This window comes from Sinorhizobium sp. BJ1 (assembly GCF_002531555.1).
GTDB classification, from domain to species: Bacteria; Pseudomonadota; Alphaproteobacteria; order Rhizobiales; family Rhizobiaceae; genus Sinorhizobium; species Sinorhizobium fredii_B.
Genome location: NZ_NWTH01000034.1, coordinates 1 through 19,869, shown reverse-complemented (window position 1 = coordinate 19,869; position 19,869 = coordinate 1). Strand labels below are relative to the sequence as shown.

The following is a 19,869-nucleotide window of genomic DNA, read 5'->3' as shown; positions in this document are numbered from 1 at the left end:
CCTCGTAGAGCGCGGTTCGCACGCTCCCATCGCCGATCTTCGAGATGCGACCGCTATGATCCTCGCCCGATTGATATTTCTTCGGCGTCAATCGTGCGGCCCCACCGCGCGTGATGAGCGGAATCGCTCCGGCGCATCGACGGCCGCCACAAACGTCAGCGCCACCAGGACGCCAACGCCTGGCGTCGTCATCAGCCGAAGTGCGTTGTCGTCCTGACGGGCGATGGCACGCAGCTTGCGCTCAAAAGCTGCAAATTCCTGCACAAGCGCGTCGCGCACCTTCAGCAGTGCCGTCGCGGATCGCTTCCAAGGCCGAATGGCCTGCGACCAGCTCGCGGATGCGCCCCGCGTAAGTGCGCCGCGTCGTCGGCCCGACCTTGAGGCCGAAGCCGCGCAGGATGCCCCGGAGGCTCATCTCGATGTCGTGAAGCTTGCCCTGAATGAGCTTGCGGGCGGTCAGCAGAGCACGCACCTCCTGGGCGGCAAGAGATTTGCAGTGGACCGGCCTGAACCAGCCAAGCCGCATCAACTGCGCAATGCCCCGTGCGTCCTTCTCGTCGGTCTTTACCGGCATCGTCTTGAAGGCTGCACGCACGTGGCGCGTCTCGATCAGCTCGACGCAAAGGCCTGCTTTCACCATCCCGGCATGGAGCCACTGCGACAAGGGACCGGCCTCCAGACCAATTCGCTCCATCGCCACGCCGTGCGCGCCGAACCAGGCGATCAGCGCATCGGTTCGCTGAGGATCTTTGCTTCGCGCACAATGCGGCCGTCCGCATCCACCACGCACACACTTGAGTATTCCAGGGATACGTCGATGCCGGCATACTGCTTCATGGTCGTCTCTCCGTGCTGCTATGAGCAGGCCACTCCTCACTCCGCGACACCATCATTGTGAGGGACGACCACCGGCCCTTCAAACCTGGCGGGCCGGGTCCCGCCCGTTACACCATCTTTTGAGCCCAGAACGTGAACATCATCGCAACGAGCCGGGCACAGGGCTCGTGAAGAACGGCTCCCTTCGACCCCTTGCGGACACAGACTGCCCCCCGCCGGCGCATAACCCCGGTCTGCGACCGCGCCGGTGCGCCGACGTTTCGCTGTTTACACTTGCTCGTGAGGCAATGTAGGGCCATTCTCAGGGCGGATCCTGGCTGTTCGCCAAGACGAGGGTCAGGCAATTGTATTGCTCAATTTTCCACCTCGGCAACATGGCGGAGGCCGAACGCTATTTTGCCTTGAGGGCATGTTCGCCCAGCACGGAGGCGATCTTGGCACACTTGCCGTGCTGCCCTTTTCTCGACTGATCCCACGGGGCCAGGAGGTTGTCCATGTCTGCGCGTTATGCCGACCATCCGTTACAACCGGGCGAGCGGGCCCCGAACATTGTGCTGGATGCGATCTCAAGCGAGGGAAAGATCACACTTGATGATTTTCGCGGCCGAAGCCCGTTGTTGATCGGACTGTTCCGAGGCCTGATGTGTCCGTTCTGCCGACGCCATGTCGCGACGATGGCACAGCTCAACCCGGTCCTACGTGAGAAAGGCATCGAATCTCTCGCGGTGGTAAACACCCCGGTCGAACGCGCGCGACTCTATTTTCGTTATCATCCAATAGCCGGTCTCCTTGCCGCATCCGACCCGGGGCGAGCTTCGCATCGCGCCTTCGGCTTACCCCTCCTCGAGTTCACGGAAAATGAGACCGACTGGCCGTACAAGGTCGGAATGGACGTTGTCAGGACAATGCGGGTCGACCGGCCGGGGGAGCTGCCTGAACCGATGGATCCGGCCACAGCGGCCGACCTTCTCAACGAGAAGGATGGCTACGAATTAACCGAAGCCGATCAGCACGTGAGGATACCCGGCCATATGCAGCTTGTCGGCCATTTCCTGCTCGATCGAGAGGGTGTGGTGCGCTGGCGCTTCACAGAAGTTGAAGAGGAAGCCTGGAATGTGTGCCAGGCGCTCGATCCCGAAGAATTGATGTCGGCAGCTTCACAAGTCGCACATTGACAGCACTCGACGACCCACTGCCGTGTGATCCTGTGCGTTGAACCATGGTCGAGGTGGCTCGGGCCGGAGGCTGAGGTCTGCCCGTAGGCATCTCCGTAATAAGCCCATTGAATGGCGCGGGGAAGGATCGAACGTTAGAGGCATCGAGCCTCAGCGCATATGCGGGGCGACGTCCGCTCCTTGCCGGGATCGTGTCCCGAGAGGTGGTGTAGGTCGCGGCGAAGGCCGTGCTTTCCGACATAGAGCCGGAGGGATATCAGCGGGCCACAGCGGGCAGACTGATTTGCGGATCATCGCTCATTTGCGCCATGGTCTCAAGTGTCAGGTACCGGGCGCGTTGGACGGCCCATTCGTCATTCTGTTCAAGCAGCAGTGCGCCGACGAGACGGACGATGGCTTCGTCGTGCGGAAAGATGCCGACGACCTCGGTGCGTCGCTTGATTTCGCCGTTGAGACGCTCGATTGGATTCGTCGAGTGCAGCTTTGCCCGGTGCTCTTTCGGGAAGGTCATGAAGGCGAGCACATCCTCTTCAGCGTTGTCCATGATGGTGGCGAGCTTTGGAACTTTCGGTCTGATCTGATCCGCGACGCTGCGCCATTGAGCGCTGGCTGCCTCCGAGGTCTCCTGGGCAAAGGCCGTTGCGATGAAGGCCGAGACGACCCGCCGGCCGCTCTTGCCGGCATGCGCCAGAACGTTTCTCATGAAGTGGACCCGGCATCTTTGCCAGGTGGCGCTAAGAACCTTGGTGACAGCCGCCTTGAGGCCTTCATGCGCATCGGAGACGACAAGCTTCACACCGCGCAATCCTCGGCGGGTCAGCCGGCGCAGGAACTCCGTCCAGATCGGCTCGGCTTCGGACGTGCCGACTTCCATACCAAGTACCTCACGCCGGCCGTCGCTGTTGACGCCGACGGCGATGATGACGGCAACGGAAACGATGCGCCCGCCGCGGCGGACCTTCAGATAGGTGGCATCGATCCAGATGTATGGCCAGTCACCTTCAATCGGCCTGTCGAGGAACGCCTTCACCTTGACGTCGATCTCCTCGCATAGCCGCGACACCTGGCTCTTGGAGATACCGCTCATGCCCATGGCCTTGACCAGATCATCTACCGAGCGCGTCGAGATGCCTTGAATGTAGGCTTCCTGAATGACGGCCGTCAGAGCCTTCTCCGCCATTCGACGCGGCTCCAGAAAGCTTGGGAAATAGCTACCCTTGCGCAACTTAGGAATGCGCAGTTCGACGGTTCCGGCGCGCGTCTCCCAATCGCGGTCACGGTAGCCGTTGCGCTGGACGAGCCGCACCGGGCTCTTCTCACCGAAACCAGCACCGGTCGCGCCGCCAACCTCCAGCTCCATCAACCGTTCGGCCGCAAAGCCAATCATCTCGCGCAACAAATCCGCGTCGGCGCTCTTCTCAACAAGCGAGCGCACGTTCATCATGTCGTTGGTCATCGGTGATCTTTCCATCAGGTTGGTCTTGAACAACCCGACCCTAAATGGAAAACACTGATGGCCGCCTAAACCTCAGACCTACACCACCTGATGGGACACGATCCTTGCCCGGGATCACAGCGGGTCAAACGGCTGCTTTCCACCCGACTGGGACGATCGGAAGCCAGCAACATGCCGCCCAGTCCGGGATGTCGACTCCTATCCCTCGCCTTGAAAGGTATCGAACCGCCGGCCCGCTAATAGCTTCGGCGGGAATGTCCGAGCGGTCAGTGATTGTTCGGCTCCTGCATCAATTGCGGAATGTCTCGCTTGGCATGTAGCACGCGCCACACATCGACATCATCTGGCTGGTCGCGATAGAAAATGAGATAGGGATATCGCTTCAGAGAGACACTCCGTAGGTCAGGCAATCCCAACTCGTATGCATATCGCAACGATCCGGCCTCCGGATGGCTTGCGATCAAAGCGTACGCCGCTTGAAGTGCGTCGATAAAGCCGAGGGCGACCTCGGTTGCTATTTCGCGTGCATAATAATCAATGGCCGCCTCGACGTCGCTGCGCGCCAACTGCCGCGGGATAATAGTCTTACTATTCACTTGCTGTGCTGACCACGAACTTGATCGCGCAGACTGGTGAAATACTCCGCGTCGACCGGCTCAGTTGGTGCGGACGAGGCCCCGTCAAGCAACAGCCGGCGTAACGCGAGGCGATCCTGATCTCGACGTATCAACTCACGAATATACTCACTACTTGTCCCATAACCCCGTCCGGCGACTTGCTCATCGACGAAGCTCTTAAGATGGTCCGGCAGGGAAATGTTCATTGTGCCCATGCAAGTGACCATACCGGCTTTGGCAAAAATTGGCAACAACCGCTCGCCTTCCCTTCAACCACGAGGCCGACGTGGCGATGCCGAATCCGCGGCATGGCAGTGACTCGTGGAAATACAGGTCCGCATGCTGCGGGCTGATAGGATGAAAGACGCCGGCAATTGTGCGACGGACACGGGAATTGAAACCTTCGACCGAATTGACATGAACGGCGTCCCGAACGTATTCGCGGCTGGAATGCTTCACGGTGTCATGCCTGGCATAGTTCTAGCCGAGGGCTATGAACGCTGTCGCCTCATCACTCATCAAGCCGGCATGGGGTTCGATCTGCGTTCCAGCGGCGCGCGCCGCTGCACGTAGCGAAAGACCCGTCACCACCGCAGCACGCGCGTCACCGGCCGGAGTGCCGGGTGTGACGTCATCTGGTCGCTGCACCATCACCATGACCGGTGTCTTCTGCGTGTTCGGCAGACCTTTTCGGCCTCGTCCAGGCGGTGGATCGTCCAGATTTATTCTCGGCCGCCCACCGAGATGAAAATGGTCGATCTCCACCGTGCGATCGAGCATGTGCTCGCGCGCGGCCATGAGACGCAACGCGTGTCCCATCCGCCAGGCCGTGGGTTGGCTCACCCCCAGAGCCTCCGCCAGGCGCACCGAGGACAAACCTTTATCCGACTGCAGCATAAGCCACATGCCCTTCAGCCAGACACTCAAGGGAAGCTTTGTGGAATGCAGAGGCGTGTGTGTCGTCACCGTGAACTGGAACCGGCAATCGCCGTTGGAGCATTGATAGAGACCCGGACGCGCACGCCGCTTGCCAGCATCGCGCCCGGCGATCGCGATCGAGCGTTTGTGTAACCACAGGCAGGGCAAACTCTCCCACCCGGCCACACCATGCTTTCCAGCAATCTCCGACACTGCTCCTCATCGCGAAAGGCCACGATCATATCTTCCGCGATCCGAATGTTGGTAAGCGCTGCAAGCATCGTTTCGGACATTCTCATCTCCTTCGGATCATGCCCGGAGAATCGCATGGCACACCTTGGGTAGCAACGCGATTGCTGTCTTTCGTTGATAAATACTTGATACATTATGCGATCTTCTGAGCACAGAACGGGAACACACGCGGAGCTGCCGGCCTCACCGAGGGGCGGCGAAAGCTGTGATCAACCTGATAATGACCAGAAACCTGAATGGCACACGGTGCAGTGAAGATGTAGCGCCGAGCGAGCCGAAGCCGATCGCGACCCCAAAGACCCCGGCGCCGGCGATCAGCGGACCGACATGGACGCCAAGGCCGGAGAGCACCATCATGCCGGCGACCAAGGCAATGAAGGCGGCAAGGAAGTTGCGAAGGATCGGCAGCAGCGTGCGCAGCCGCATGCCGCGGGCGAGTTGCGCCGAGTCGGCGATGTCGACGCTTGCCCGCTTCAGGTGGAGATCGATGGATCCCTTCGCCAGTTGCCACGGAAGATCCGATTGAAAACATCGTCCTGCATCATCGCGCTGCCGTTCAAACGAAAAATGACCGCGAGCCATGCGGCGGCAAGCGCGATGATTGTGAACCGGGCACCGCGGTCGATCAGCACATTGCGCACGACCCGGACGTGGTCTGCCGCTTCGGTGTCCAGCATCGTCCGCGTCGTCGCGCTGATGAAGCGCAACAGCGGCGGCAGGCAGAGAACATAGATGCCGAGCCAGAACACCACCTTCATGCCCGCGACCCACGCAAGCCAAAGCAGGACGAGGAAGCCGATGAAGAGTGCATTGCGCATCATCCGTCGTGCGGCTGTCAGTTCGAAAACGGGCCGACGCAACAGCGTATCGATCGCGAGGCCCAGTACGATGAGGCCGAGGACGGCGGCGGTTAGATCACGGACGTCGGCCGGAATCGCGAGTGCCTGCATCATGTCGATGGCGGCCCACAGAAAAGCCGCGGAACAGGCCAACAGCACGAATCGTCTGTGCCAGAAACGCGCTGCATCCGGCGCAAGAGATACACTCCCCGGCGCCTCCGGTACCCCGCCGTCCTCGTATGCGGGCTTGAACACGGCCGCAGCGATCGCGATAAGCAAGCGTGCGGCGATCCAGGCGAGGAGCAGCGGGGCGACCGCCGCCTCGAACTGACGTGGCCAGCCGGCTAGCACGAAGGCTGCGATCGCGGCTACCGCGAAGACGACCAGCGGCGCGACACGAAGAAGCGCGGCAAGACCTGGACCGAACTGGGCCGCGCTTCGGCTTGCGCTGCGCCGCAGGACGTAGCGCAGCAGGAACTCGGCGCCGTAGCCGACAAGGAGCACAAAGCCGAGACCCCGCAGGATCGGCATCGTTCCTTGGTGCATCTCGGAAGCGATGCGCTCTCGCGCCGCCATCCATTCGGGAACCATCCGCGGTACGGCGCTCCGCAGGCCGCCAAGGTGTCTCCTGATTTCTGCAACCCATTGCGATGCAAGGCCCGCCGGTGGCGTGGCGGTTGCCGGTGCGGCGAGCTGCCTGGCGGTGAGCCATTGCCGCACTTCCGGGTCGTCCAGCAGTTCGATGAGTTGCTGGACCTTGACGGGCGGCGCGGTGGCGATCGCCGGCCTCTGGGCTGCCACTGGAGCGGCAAGCTCAAAGACAAACAGGAGGAACAGAAGGATCGAGGCGGGAAGGCGGCCTCTACAACGATGCCTGAAGACTGCGATCATCGGGTTGCACCCCTATCCTTTGCAGCGCCGCGATCACCAAAGCCGCCGAGCGATGGGTTTGCCCGCTGCGTAGCCATGGACACCGGCGCACCCCCAGCTCAATGCCTTCATTAGAAGCGCCTGCATGGTCAGGAGCGCTTGCAGCCTAAGGATTGTGGCGTCTAAGCCGTTCAGTCGTTGACAACGCTCCATTTGTCGTCCGGATCGAAGCGAACGATGAACGGCACGATCGCCTCGGTGCTGGCCCCAAGATCCCTCTCGTAGACGATGCCCTGCTGGTTGACGAGGAAGGTGTTGACGCCGGTCTCGGCATAGGTGACCGGCCAGGCGATCAGCCCGAATCCTCCGATCATGTTGCCGTTGATAACGTAGTCGTATTGGCCGCCGGCAATATTTTCCCCTTGCGAGGTCAGGATACGGAAGCGGTAGCCGAAATAGCCTTCGCCGGCCTTCGCCTTTTCCAATGCGGCTTCGCTGATGGCGTCGCCGACCGGGCTTTCGCCATCGCCCTGGTCGGCCGGCCAATAGAGGCCGTCGGTCTGACTCGGCTTGCTGATCAGTCTCTGGGCATATTCGAAGACGCCGTCAGCATCGCGATCCCGTGCCGCATAGTCCTTCTGCGCCTCGACATAGGAGCGTACCGTCTCTATCGCCTCGAGCTCGTTCTCGCCGATGCGGCGGTTGACGATCTCTCCCAGCCCGACATAGGTGTCGAAGGCCCATTTGCCGTCCTCTCGCTCGGTGATCGGGAACGGCATCGGCCATAGCCGGTCGCCGATCTCGATGATCTTGCGATTGTCGAGATCGCGTACGACGACCTTACGGGCAGCGCCCTCGCGGATGAGGGTGAAGGTCTCCATCGCCCCTTCGCCCGTCTTCAGCTTTGCCGCGTCGAGCCCCAGGAGTTTCGCAAGACCGTCGAAGTCATTGGTGGTCAGCGCCGACTTGAAGGCGTCCACCGCTTTCGACGGATCGTCGAACACAGGCGGGTCTTCCTCCGCCGCGTAATCATCGACGCTTGCCGGCGGCTGCGCCTGCGCGAGAGCCATATTGATCGGCGCATTGACGAGCATAAGCGCAATCGCCGATCCCAGGAGAAGTGTATGCAAGAGCTGCGTCATGGTCGTGCTCCCCCTTCGCTCAACGTCTGCGACCGCCACGCTTGATCACCTTGTGCGATCCGCCGCCGCGGTGGCCGCCGCCCATGCTCTGGCCGCCGCGCCGCGAGGAGGCGACCTCTCGCATACCGGAGTTGACGCTGCCGAGGCCCGACGGTTTCTTCGGCCGGTTCTGGGCTTTCGCGGCCATCTTCGGCTTGCCGGCAGGCCGGTTGGCGGAGGGCTTGTTGCCCTTGGTGCGGTTGACGCTGGGCTTCGCGCCACCGGCTTTCGCCTTCGCGACCGCCTGTCCGCCGCCGGGACGTGCGGCAGGCCGTGCCTCTGGTCGCGGTTGAGCCTTCAGGCCCTCCATCGTGCTCTTGCGCACATCCTTGATCTGGCCGGCGCCAGCGCCCGGACGTGCGGCCGCCCGGTCGCGATTGATTTCGGCGGCACGGTTGCGGATGTTGTTGTCGCCGTCCGCCTTGATGGTGTTCCTGATGTTCGTGCGGTCGAACTTCTGGAACTGGTCGCGATCGATGTTCAGCTTGCTGCGGTCGACATTCTTCCAGTCGATGTCGTTCCAGTTGATCTTGCCGTCGATATCGATGTTGTTGAAGCACTTGTTGCAATCGACATCGATGTCGCCGTCCCAACGACCGCCCCAGATACCCCAATCGTCCCAGTCGATGACGGCGGCGAATGCCGCGCCGGTCACCGCTCCGGCGAAGAACGTCGCGGCCGGATAGTAGTAGGCCGGATAAGGATCCGGATAGTAGGCCACCGGAACCGGTGCGTAGTCCGGCTCGTAGAGCATCTCCGGCGGATACTGCGGCACGTAGATCGTTTCAGGACTCGCCGACTGGATGATGATGTTGTCACCCTCCTCGACCACCTTCACTTTGGCGTTGGACTTGATGATATCCTTGGCGACTGCCTCGTCGCGCAATTGCTGAATGGCGATCAGCACGTCCTTCTGCTGATAGGCGATCGCCTGGCCGAAGCTCTGCGTCCATTCGAGATCCTCGCTCATCATCTCGACGATCTCGGGATAGTTGAGCAGCGAGATCACGCTGCCGTCCCAGCCCTCCTTCGGCTGAAGGTCGGGATTCTTCGCACGCGCCTCGAGAAACCGCTCCGCCTCGATGATCTGTAGCGGGAAAAGCGAGGCGGCGGAAACCAGCGCCACCAGTTCGTCCGGATAAAGCGCGATCCGGGCGACGAGTATCTCTAGCTCTTCCTCGGTGAGCGCTTCAGGTGCGGCTTGCTCCTCCCCGGACGAAGCAGGCGCTTCCTGGGCGGGGGCTTCGGTCGCCTGCAATGACAGCATAATAGTCATCGCGCTGCTCAGTGCAATGATCCTTGTCGCTATCATCGTTTCACTCCTTCCCGCCTTACTTCGGAGCGTTTTCTCGGTGTTGTCGATCGCCCAGACTAGAACTTTATCGCGAGCCCCAGAATGGGTCCTTGCTGGACGGCGTCGAACACGAAGCCGCCGTTGCTATAGTCCACTCCGAGTGCTCGATATCCGGCAATGGCCGAAATCCGGTCGTTGAAATCGTAGCCGAGCCCCAGGGCGACATCCCAGTCGATGTCGGCACCACCGCCCCCGACCAATCCCCAGCCCGTCAGGTAGATCTCCGGCGTGAAGGAATATTTCCCGCGCAAGCCGACCATGCCGTCCACCCAAGCGGCACTGTCTTCTCTCTCGACGCCTCCAAGAAGGCCGCCGTTGAACGAGATGGTGGTTTCGACCGACCACACCTTGACACCGCCCACGACGTCCAGGTGACCTTCCGGACCATCCAGAACCGCATATCCCACGCCCAGCAGCCCTGAAAAGCTCTCCGACGTCACGTCGACGTCATTCGCCAGGATGCCAAGCGGGGTTTTGGCGTCGGCGGAGAGCTTGGTGTAGATGACGTCACCGATGACGCTGAACCGGTCATAGCGAGCCTCGCCCGCCGCCATGAATGCGAAATCGAGATGGTCGAGGATATTGCCGAAGTCAGCATCCATATGCACCGTCGGCAACCCGAACTGCGACGTATCGCCGGACAGCCCGGCCATCCAGAAATACGGAGCCACCGAGAACGTCCAGCCAGGCTGGGATTCGGCCGGCTGAGGGGGCGGCGCCATGAGCGGCGATACGTCGGCCGCCTGAACACCGGTGCAAATCATCGCCGCGACAGCGACGGAAAGCCCAAGTCTGATGGAATTCGTCATTGCCTGTTCCTTGTCATTTGGCGGGATCAAAAAGGTCGGCCTGTGCGGTCATTGCCGCGCGGAATCACATGGAGCTTCCCGCATTGCTGGTCCATTCGCAATGCACGCCCCCGCTGCTGCCTTCTTCGTTCCGCCGGTTCGCCCGGCCATGTGACTGAGGTGATGGGGATAGTTGTCTCGGGTATGCTGATCCACCACGGCGACCGGAGCTGCGAGGATCAGACCTGCCGCGCTGCCAGCCGCAGCGGCTGCGCCCGTCGTCCCGGCAATGAGGTGGTCACCGAGACCCATCCGGCTGTCCGTCAGCGTCTGCCCTTCCGAGATGCGAGCGCCGATGAGCTGCACGACCTGCGGAGATTCTGCGAACTTGCTATGGTGAAGACCGTCACCGGCCTTCACCTTCGTAAGGTCGATAACGGTGATCCGGTTCGCTTCGAGCTCCTGCTTGTAAGGATGGCCCTCCGGATCGATCGATCCGAGCCGGGGAATGTCGCCCCAGACCCGGCGCGAGAAGGCGAGCGCACGGTCGTCGCGCGACACGAACAAGGTGAAGCGAGCCTGCCGCTTGCCCATGTCTTCGATCTGCGAACGGAACACGTCGACATCGACATCGGGAGCCGCAAGGATCACGTTCTTGAACTTCGCCGGTAGCTCACCGTTCCGTATCGCCATCTGGCGCAAGCCTTCAAGCGCCAGCCAGTTACCCATCGAATGCGCAAGGATCGATACTTCCTTCACCTCTTTGTCAGCGGCCAGGTATTGAAACAGCGCCTCAAGGGCATTGCGCGTGTAGTTGGTGCTTTCGCGGTCGTAGCCGTAGGCGAGCAGGCTGCCGCGCGACGGCCAGGTCACCAGAACGGGCGCGCTCTGCACGCCCGAATCGTGGACGATCTGGGCGAAGCGATAGACAGCATCCTCGAACCGGTTGTTGAACCCATGGATGAACACGAGGACGCTGCGATCCGGACTCTTCTTGACCGTGGCGTTGAGCCAGGTTTTGGCCGCGTTGGTGGTCAGGTCGTCCGCCTTCAGGGTCGCGAAGTCGGTCGCCGGATCGGGCGGTAGCCGCTTCGGCCAGGCGACCTCACCGGCCTTGCGAACAGGCGGGATCGATACCGTGATGTCCGCGAAGGCAGGCGCGCGTGCCCGATCGCCCGTGAACATCTCTCCGGCATGCTCGGAGCGGCCGCGGGTCGTCCCGATCAGCATACTCACCCGGCTCGCGTCGGGCGACGTATCGGCCACTGGCGTCAGCACGCCGTTTGGATGCCCGCCGCATCCGGAAGGCAGCACGAGCGCAGCACAAACAAGGAGGCAGCGACAACGCAGGAACAGCGAAATCAGACGATACCTGTTGACGCTAATGCTCACTGCACGTCCTTTCGCCGTCCCTGTGTTTCAGGTGCCGGGCGTGTGCTCGCCATGCATTGCTTGCTCAAGGTCGTCGACGCAGAGAGCAATCGATCACTTGATTTTTACAATGCCTTGCCACGCTCACCACACGCGAAGTTTAGTGATAGGCTCGCGTCCGTAGTATTGTCCTTTGGGGCAACGCGACGTCGTAATATTTGACTGAAGCCATTTCAGAGGCGTTCCCCAATGATACTTTTCAGCCTCCTGGTGTCGCATGATTGCTTTGTTCCAGGCACGTCCCGGCAGAACTCGCTCGACTCCATCATGCCAGAACGGGTCCGCCCTCATTTGTCTTCTGCTCGTCGCGATTTTCGCGGTGACCGGCATCTGTGCCGCACAGGTCGCAGGCCCGGTTCCGCGCGTCCTGATCCTCTATCCGTACGACGAGCGAATTCCCGCTACCAATATCGTCGGCGAGGCAACAAGAACACGGCTGCTGGAGGCGACCTCCGGCAAGATCGAACTCTTCTCGGAATTCCTCGACCTTTCCCGATTCCCCGAGGCGCGCCATGTCGAGCGGATGGCGCGCTATCTCGCCGAGAAGTACAGTGATCGCCGTCCGGATCTGGTCATCGCACTCGGTGAGGAATCGACCCGCTTCATTGTGAGGAACCGGATTGCGATCGCGCCGGATGCGAAGATCGTCTTTGGCGGTTTCGGCGGTGCGACAGCCGAGGAACTGCGCTTGCCCGACGACGTCGTCGGCGCCTTGACGGAATTCGAGGTAAGGAAAACCGTCGAGATGGCGATCGGTCTCCAGCCGAACGCCCGGCAACTTGTGGTGATTGCCGGATCTGCCGAATTCGACAAGGCATGGATCGACTCGGCGCAGGAGGACCTGATCGGTCTGCCGAGGAATATCCAGCCGACCTATCTCACGGGATTGTCGATCGATGAGTTTGTCGAACGCGTGGCAGATCTTCCGCCAGACACAATCGTCACCGTCTTGACCGTACTAAGTGATCGCACCGGTCGGAACTTCGTCCCGCGCAATTCGCTGGAGAAGATCGCAAAAGCGGCGAGCGCCCCGGTCTACGGACCATACTCCACGTATCTCGGCCATGGGGTCGTCGGCGGCAACGCGGCGACCTTCGAATCGACCGGGGCCGCCGTCGCCGGTTTGGCCATCGATGCCCTTGCCGGCAAGGCGATCACCGATGTGACCGTGCCGCAACGCTATATGGCCGATGCACGGCAGTTGCGGCGTTGGGGGCTTTCGGAAGCCGATCTTCCTCCGGGCACTGTCGTGTCCTTCAACGAAAGATCGCTGTGGCAGGAATATTGGAAGGAGATCATTGCGATTTCCGTCTTTGTCGCAGCACAAAGCCTGGTCATCGTTTCGTTGATCTTCGAGCGTCGTCGGCGGACCGCCGCGGAGGTTCAGGCGCGGCGCCGTCTGCTCGAGGTTATCCATCTGAACCAATCGGCCACTGCCGGCGCACTGTCGGCCTCGATTGCCCATGAACTCAATCAGCCGCTCGGTGCCATCCGCATCAACGCCGAAACCGCGGCCGTGATGCTTGAGAGCAAAGAACCCGACTTGAAGCTGATCAGCCAGATTCTGGCCGACATCCGCGACGACGATCAGCGCGCCGGCGACATCATTGCCCAAATGAGAGGATTGCTGAAGAAGCGAAGCGAGATCGACTGGCAGGAATTCGATCTGAACGATGTGATCCAGAGCGCCATCCACATACTCAAACCGGAGGCTGAGCGCCGAAACATCGTCGTGAGCTCGATTGCGTCATCACAGGGGTTGCCGGTTCGCGCCGATCGGGTGCACGTCCAGCAAGTCATCCTCAACCTTGCGACGAACGCCATGGACGCCATGCTCCACGCGTCGGCCACGGAGCGGAATTTGGTGTTTCAATCGATGCTGACCGGAACAAATGAAAAGGTCGAAGTGTCGATTTCCGACTCCGGCTGCGGAATCCCGAGCGACAAGCTCGGCAGCATTTTCGATGCTTTCTATACGACCAAGCCTGCTGGCACCGGGCTTGGTCTTTCGATTGCCCGTGTGATAATAGAAATCTATGGCGGCAAGATCTGGGCCGACAATCGCCCGGAGGGGGGTGCCGTGTTTCGTTTCGTCCTGCCGCTCGCGCAACGTGGATGAACCTGGTGGGCCCGACCGTTCACATCGTCGATGACGACCAGTCGTTCCGGACAGCCGTGGGGCGGTTGCTTGAGGCCTCAGGTTATCGGGTCGCGGCCTACGAATCAGGTGAAGAGTTATTGGCACGCCTCCCGAGTGGGCATGGCTGCATTCTGCTCGACTTGCAGATGCCCGGCCTGTCCGGCTTGGAACTGCAGGCTCGTCTTGCCGACATGGCGCCTTTCCTGCCGATCGTGTTCCTGACCGGCCGTGGCAATATATCGACCACCGTGCAGGCGATGAAGGCCGGCGCCTATGACTTTCTTGAAAAGCCGGCCTCGAGCACGGCGGTGCTTGAAGCCGTTAGGCGGGCGCTACAGCTTTGTGAGACGAGACGGCTGGAGCAAGATCGCGTCCAAGCGCTCCATACTCTTGTTGCTAGGCTCACACCACGGGAATCACAGGTCTTCGGCCTGATCGTTCGTGGCAAGCGCAACAAGCAGATCGCCTATGAGCTCAGCACATCCGAGCGGACCGTCAAGGCACATCGTCACAACGTCATGGAAAAGCTCGGGGCGCGCTCTCTGGCGGAGGCCGTTTCGATGGCGGAACGACTGGGCTTGCTTGAAAAAACCGCATGACTGACGTGCCGCTCATCCAGCCACTTTCCTCTTCCCCTAAGGACAATAGGCGACACCGCGATTTTGCCTCCTAATGGATTTCGTGGCCGTATTCCGCGGCCAACCGGCTCTGGAAAGGCATCACGTTGGAAACCCGACCACGCACGGTTGCTGTCGTGGAAGACAATCCGAGCATGCGAACAAGTGTCGAGCGGTTGCTGAACACCTGTGGCTTGACGACCGAGGGATACTCGTCGGCCGAAGCCTTTCTCAGCCACGCTACGCCGGCGGAGCTCGGCTGCATCGTGCTCGACATCCATCTTGCCGGCATGTCGGGCATCGAGTTGCGATACCGGCTGAAAACCGCTCATCCTAGGCTCGCGGTCATTTTCATCACGGCAATCGATGATGACGGGCTCGAACTGGAGGCGCGTAAGGTCGGTTGCGTCGCCTATCTGCACAAGCCGTTTCCCGCCGCCTCGTTGGTTGGTGCAGTCAAAGAAGCACTCGCGGGAAATGCAACCGATTGAAGGTCGGATCGCAGTCTTCCCCAAAGTACAATAGCGCCGCGAGCGATACTCCATAAAATTGCCAGTGGAAAAAAGGCCGGCGCGCCACCCAAAGGAGAGTGCCGGCAAATCCGCATTAAATGACGGACGGTGCGTTCCGGCCGAAGCGGCCAGGGACGCCGGAGGGCCCTCGGCATGTCCGCGCATTCGTTCAAACCAGTCAGGGAGAAGAAAGATGAGCGACAAGCAAGCAAATCCGCGCCGCCATCCAAACCGGCGTGACGTTCTTCTGGCGGGCGGATCCCTGCTTGCCTTAACGGCGCTGGGACCGATAACCAGCGGGGGTGCGAAAGCGCAAGCACCAGGCCCGAAGCCGAATATCCTGGTCATCTTCGGCGACGACATCGGCTGGTGGAATACCAGCGCCTACAACCGCGGCCAGATGGGATACCAAACGCCTAACATCGACCGCATTGCCGACGAAGGCGCGATCTTCACCGATCTGTATGCGCAACAGTCGTGCACCGCGGGACGCGCCGCGTTCATTACCGGGCAAAGCTGCTTCCGCACCGGCTTGCTCAAGGTCGGCCTCCCGGGCGCCAAGGAAGGCCTCTCGGACAAGGATCCGACGCTCGCCGAACTGCTCAAGCCGCAAGGCTACGCGACTGGCCAGTTTGGCAAGAACCATCTGGGCGATCGCAATGAGTTCCTGCCGACGGTTCATGGATTCGATGAGTTCTTCGGCAATCTCTATCACCTCAATGCGGAGGAAGAGCCGGAAAACCCCGATTACCCGAAGGACCCGCAATTCCGCGCCAAGTTCGGGCCGCGTGGCGTGCTTAGATGCGTTGCAACCGAAACGGATGACCCGACTGAGGACCCGCGCTTCGGCAGGGTAGGCAAACAGAAAATAGAGGACACCGGACCTCTCGACAAAAGGCGCATGGAGACCGTGGATGCGGAATTCCTGGGCGCCGCGATGAATTTCATCGATAAGAACCACAAGGCCGGAAAGCCCTTCTTCTGCTGGTTCAACGCGACCCGCATGCATATCTACACGCATTTGAAGCCGGAGTCGCAAGGCAAGACCGGGCTCGGCCTGGTGGCCGACGGCATGACGGAGTTCGACGGCATGGTCGGTCAGCTTCTGAAGCAACTGGACGACTTAGGCATCGCCGACAACACCATCGTACTGTGGACGACCGACAACGGCGCGGAGCTCTTTTCGTGGCCGGACGGTGGCTCCACGCCGTTTCATGGCGAGAAGAACACCAACTGGGAAGGCGGCTACCGAGTTCCTGGGGTCATGCGCTGGCCGGGGGTCATCAAGCCCGGTACGGAAATCAACGACATCGTCTCTCATGAGGACTGGGTACCGACTTTGGTGGCGGCCGCAGGTGAGCCGGATGTCAAGGAGAAGCTTCTGGCTGGCTATGAGGCGGCAGGGAAAACGTTCAAGGTCCATCTCGACGGGTACAATCAGCGGGAGCTCCTCGCCGGCACCGGGCCAAGTTCGCGTAAGGAATACTTCTATTGGACGGACGACGGCAATCTCGCCGGGCTGCGCTATGACCGCTGGAAGATCGTGTTTATGGAGCAGCGGGCCGAAGGTCTCGATGTGTGGCAGGACCCGTTGATAACGCTGCGCTTCCCCAAGCTGATAGACTTGCGCGCTGATCCTTTCGAGACGGCCCAGCATGTCGCCGGCGACTACGCCAGATGGCGCGTGGAGCATGCCTTCGCGCTCGTGCCTGCGCAGGCTTTCGTGGCCCGGCACCTGCAGACCTACGTCGATTACCCGCCGCGGCAAAAGCCTGGCAGCTTCGCGCTGAACGAGGTGTTGGCCAAGCTGCAGGAGGGCGGGAAACACTGACCGGTTTCTAAACTGTATCCAGGGTCGCGTCAGGCAAATAGCGGGCGCGACCTTCAGGGCGAAAAGAGGCAGGCTCAATGACGCTGGAGAAAATCCGCCCGACTGCGACGATAGCCCAGCGGGCAAAACGCGAGCTGAAGGAATATGCCCTTCTGTCCGCGTATCTGTACGTCTGCTTCGGCGCGCTCGTCCTTTACAAGATGGCGATACTTGGCAGCCACGGGGTGCATTTCTCTGCATTCGGCGTCTCGGCTATCAAGGCGCTGATCCTGGGGAAGTTCATCCTTCTCGGGCATGCCGTCAAATTGGGTGAACGATATGGACGGCTGCGGCTCGTTTCCGTCATCGCCTACAAGTCCGTGCTCTACCTTCTTTTGCTCGTCGTCCTTTCCATCGTCGAGGAAGCGATCGTCGGGCTCAGCAACGGCAGAACGATCGCCGTCACACTCGCGGACATCGGAGGCGGCAAGCTGCCAGAGCTGCTCGCCACGAGCGTGGTCATGCTGCTGATACTCATCCCCTATCTGGCTTCGAGGGAATTTGCCGTTGCACTCGGCGAGGGCCGGCTCTGGGACCTGCTGTTTGACTATCGCGACGGTCTTCATCACGACCGATCGGCGAATGTCACAGAGCGGCCAAGCACACCCAAATGATCATCCGTACGGAGACTGGTTTGACGATACGTGCCTGGCGGATGTCGATTGATAGGAGGATCAGGCCATGACCTATTCCGTATGCATCGCAAAGCACTATCTGTTGTCTGCTTTCATTCTGTTGGTGGCCGCCTGTACTGCGCAGGGTGCAGATGCGCTCCCCTCCTGGAGTGAAGGCAAGGCCAAGCAATCAATAATCTCGTTCGTCGAGCGGGTGACCGCCCAAGGCTCGGCCGATTTCGTACCCGCGCCGGAGCGTATTGCCGTCTTCGACAACGACGGCACGCTCTGGGCCGAACAGCCAATGTACTTTCAGCTTCTGTTCGCGGTCGATCGAGTGAAGGCGCTTGCCCCTCAACATCCGGAATGGGCCTCACAGGAGCCGTTTGCCTCACTGCTGAAGGGCGATCTGAAGGGAGCTCTCGCGGGCGGCGAACCGGCGATCATGCAGATCGTCATGACCACGCATTCGGGCATGACCACAGACGAGTTTGACCAGATCGTCCGCGACTGGACCTCCAGCGCCAAGCATCCGAAAACCGGGCAGCTCTACACGAAGATGGTCTACCAGCCGATGTTGGAGCTGCTGGCCTATCTCAGAGCCAACGGTTTCAAGACGTTCATTGCTTCGGGTGGCGGCGCCGACTTCATGCGCGTCTTCAGCGAAGAAGTTTATGGAATCCCACCCGAGCAGGTGATCGGCAGCAGCGGCAAGACCAAGTTCGAAATGCGCGACGGAACGCCGCTGCTGATGCGATTGGCCGAAGTCAACTTCATCGACGACAAGGCTGGCAAGCCCGTGGGCATCCACCAGCACATCGGCCGCAGACCGATAGCGGCGTTCGGAAACTCCGACGGCGACCTTCAGATGCTGCAATGGACGTGCAGGCCTCCTGGCCCGCGATTTTGCCTTTTCGTTCGTCACACCGACGCGGACCGGGAATGGTCTTACGACAGGGCCTCGTCGATCGGCCGGCTGGACAAGGGCCTCGACGAAGCCGGGATCATGAACTGGACGGTTGTCGATATGAAGAAAGACTGGACCAAGGTGTTCGCCTTCGAACCGTGATCTCCAGGCACCCGAAGCCTGCAGGAGCGAGGAAATGAGAGGTCATGACAAAGCTTGCCGATAGCGGACGAACGTCCGTAGGTTCTTCCTCGACACCCTCGCTCGACCGAGGGATGGCGTGGATACCTGGCGGCACCTTTCTCATGGGATCGGACAGGCACTACCCTGAGGAGGCGCCGGCGCACAGGGTGGCGGTGACGGCCTTCTGGATGGACATCTGCCCAGTCACCAATCGCGACTTTGCGGCATTCGTCGAGGCGACCGGCTATGTCACGGTGGCTGAGCGCCCCGTCGATCCCGCAGATTATCCGGGTGCGAAACCGGATATGCTGGCGCCGTCCTCGGTGGTGTTCAGCAAGCCCAAGACGCGTGTCGATCTTCGCAGTCACTACAACTGGTGGGTCTACGTCCGTGGCGCGAACTGGCGGCATCCTTATGGTCCTGCGAGCTCGATCAAGCGCCTACAGGATCATCCCGTCGTTCATGTGGCCTACGAGGACGCGGAAGCGTATGCCGCCTGGGCAAAAAAGGAACTGCCCACCGAGGCCGAATGGGAATTCGCGGCGCGCGGCGGGCTCGAAGCGGCGGACTATGTCTGGGGTGATGAACTGACGCCCGGTGGCAGGCAGATGGCCAACACCTGGCAGGGCGAATTCCCTTGGCAGAACCTCCGCAACGACGGCTATGAGAGAACCTCGCCTGTCGCCGCCTTTCCGCCAAATGGCTACGGCCTTTACGACATGGCTGGCAATGTCTGGGAGTGGACCTCGGATTGGTATCAGGAACACGGCAGGATCGACAGCCCGTGCTGCACGATCTCCAATCCGAGGGGTGCCAATCAAGCGGATAGCCTCGACCCGTCTCAGCCACACATTAAGATCCCGCGCAAGGTCATGAAAGGCGGCTCGCATCTTTGCGCCCCCAACTATTGCCGACGCTACCGCCCGGCGGCACGAATGGCACAGCCTGTCGACACCTCGACATGTCATGTGGGATTCCGCTGCATCACGCGCGCTGCGGCAGTTGAGGGCTAAGCGACATTCAGCACAAGTGGCCGCTTTTGCAGCACGTGAGCCTGACTCGAGCCGACTGCTGTGTCCGCTTGCTTACCCCCTTGCGGCAGTTTGTGAATAGGACAAAGTGCCGGTTTCGACCAACTTGCGCCGTTGGGCGAACAAGCTTGGACGACTGCTGTGGGTCCAGGCTGTGTGAAAACGCCGAACATGATACCCTTTGCCCATGAGTCGAGGGGGCTTCATGAAGCGGTATATCGAGGGTGTCGACAGGAGCCAGGGTACACTGCTTCCCGAACAGTTGGATGATTGGGTG

The 19,869-nt window shown here is 60.8% G+C and carries 15 protein-coding genes and 3 pseudogenes; 8 read left to right on the top strand and 10 right to left on the bottom strand.

Annotated elements, in window-relative coordinates:
• Positions 1–837 (bottom strand): annotated as a pseudogene (locus CO676_RS28310) (IS110 family transposase); the annotation flags it as partial.
• 494 nt (positions 838–1,331) lie between these two features.
• On the opposite strand from CO676_RS28310, the gene CO676_RS28300 reads away from it, so the two are divergent.
• Entirely contained in the window at positions 1,332–2,012 is a 681-nt protein-coding gene (locus CO676_RS28300; RefSeq protein WP_097523538.1) for a redoxin family protein, read from the top strand.
• A gap of 256 nt (positions 2,013–2,268) precedes the next feature.
• On the opposite strand, the gene CO676_RS28295 is transcribed toward CO676_RS28300, so the two are convergent.
• The 9 genes and pseudogenes from CO676_RS28295 to CO676_RS28255 form a co-directional block, all read right to left on the bottom strand.
• Positions 2,269–3,468, bottom strand: a complete 1,200-nt coding sequence (locus CO676_RS28295; RefSeq protein ID WP_097523537.1) for an IS256 family transposase — start codon at positions 3,466–3,468, stop codon at positions 2,269–2,271.
• A 266-nt stretch (positions 3,469–3,734) separates the two neighbouring features.
• The gene (locus CO676_RS28290; RefSeq protein ID WP_097523536.1) at positions 3,735–4,064 is read right to left on the bottom strand and encodes a type II toxin-antitoxin system RelE/ParE family toxin; all 330 of its coding nucleotides are present in this window, start codon (positions 4,062–4,064) and stop codon (positions 3,735–3,737) included.
• Entirely contained in the window at positions 4,061–4,336 is a 276-nt protein-coding gene (locus CO676_RS28285) for a type II toxin-antitoxin system ParD family antitoxin (RefSeq protein ID WP_097523542.1), read from the bottom strand. Before CO676_RS28285 ends, CO676_RS28290 begins: the two co-directional genes overlap by 4 nt.
• A gap of 67 nt (positions 4,337–4,403) precedes the next feature.
• A pseudogene (locus CO676_RS28280) lies at positions 4,404–5,296 on the bottom strand (IS1595 family transposase); the annotation flags it as partial.
• Between the two features lie 229 nt (positions 5,297–5,525).
• Positions 5,526–6,985: pseudogene (locus CO676_RS28275) on the bottom strand (mechanosensitive ion channel family protein); the annotation flags it as partial.
• 170 nt (positions 6,986–7,155) lie between these two features.
• Positions 7,156–8,106, bottom strand: coding sequence for a DUF2950 domain-containing protein (locus tag CO676_RS28270; RefSeq protein ID WP_097523535.1), 951 nt, complete (start codon positions 8,104–8,106; stop codon positions 7,156–7,158).
• A gap of 19 nt (positions 8,107–8,125) precedes the next feature.
• Entirely contained in the window at positions 8,126–9,457 is a 1,332-nt protein-coding gene (locus tag CO676_RS28265) for a DUF3300 domain-containing protein (protein WP_097523534.1), read from the bottom strand.
• Positions 9,458–9,516: 59 nt separating this feature from the next.
• Positions 9,517–10,263 (bottom strand): hypothetical protein, encoded by a 747-nt coding sequence (locus CO676_RS28260; RefSeq protein ID WP_097523541.1) that lies wholly within the window; start codon positions 10,261–10,263, stop codon positions 9,517–9,519.
• A gap of 93 nt (positions 10,264–10,356) precedes the next feature.
• Positions 10,357–11,679, bottom strand: coding sequence for an alpha/beta hydrolase (locus tag CO676_RS28255; RefSeq protein WP_097523533.1), 1,323 nt, complete (start codon positions 11,677–11,679; stop codon positions 10,357–10,359).
• 256 nt (positions 11,680–11,935) lie between these two features.
• On the opposite strand from CO676_RS28255, the gene CO676_RS28250 reads away from it, so the two are divergent.
• The 7 genes from CO676_RS28250 (at position 11,936) to CO676_RS28220 (ending at position 19,574) form a co-directional block, all read left to right on the top strand.
• Complete coding sequence (locus CO676_RS28250; RefSeq protein ID WP_097523532.1) at positions 11,936–13,837, top strand: HAMP domain-containing sensor histidine kinase; 1,902 nt, start codon at positions 11,936–11,938, stop codon at positions 13,835–13,837.
• Positions 13,834–14,457: a response regulator transcription factor gene (locus CO676_RS28245; protein WP_179875682.1), complete on the top strand. Its 624-nt coding sequence runs from the start codon at positions 13,834–13,836 to the stop codon at positions 14,455–14,457. The genes CO676_RS28250 and CO676_RS28245 overlap by 4 nt, the downstream gene beginning before the upstream one ends.
• A 125-nt stretch (positions 14,458–14,582) precedes the next feature.
• Positions 14,583–14,966, top strand: a complete 384-nt coding sequence (locus tag CO676_RS28240; RefSeq protein ID WP_097523531.1) for a response regulator — start codon at positions 14,583–14,585, stop codon at positions 14,964–14,966.
• 214 nt (positions 14,967–15,180) lie between these two features.
• Positions 15,181–16,818: an arylsulfatase gene (locus tag CO676_RS28235; protein WP_097523530.1), complete on the top strand. Its 1,638-nt coding sequence runs from the start codon at positions 15,181–15,183 to the stop codon at positions 16,816–16,818.
• A gap of 77 nt (positions 16,819–16,895) precedes the next feature.
• Complete coding sequence (locus tag CO676_RS28230) at positions 16,896–17,471, top strand: hypothetical protein (protein WP_097523529.1); 576 nt, start codon at positions 16,896–16,898, stop codon at positions 17,469–17,471.
• A 67-nt stretch (positions 17,472–17,538) separates the two neighbouring features.
• Positions 17,539–18,540, top strand: coding sequence for an HAD family hydrolase (locus CO676_RS28225; protein WP_097523528.1), 1,002 nt, complete (start codon positions 17,539–17,541; stop codon positions 18,538–18,540).
• 113 nt (positions 18,541–18,653) lie between these two features.
• Positions 18,654–19,574, top strand: coding sequence for a formylglycine-generating enzyme family protein (locus CO676_RS28220; RefSeq protein ID WP_245424520.1), 921 nt, complete (start codon positions 18,654–18,656; stop codon positions 19,572–19,574).
• Positions 19,575–19,869: the final 295 nt, after the last annotated feature.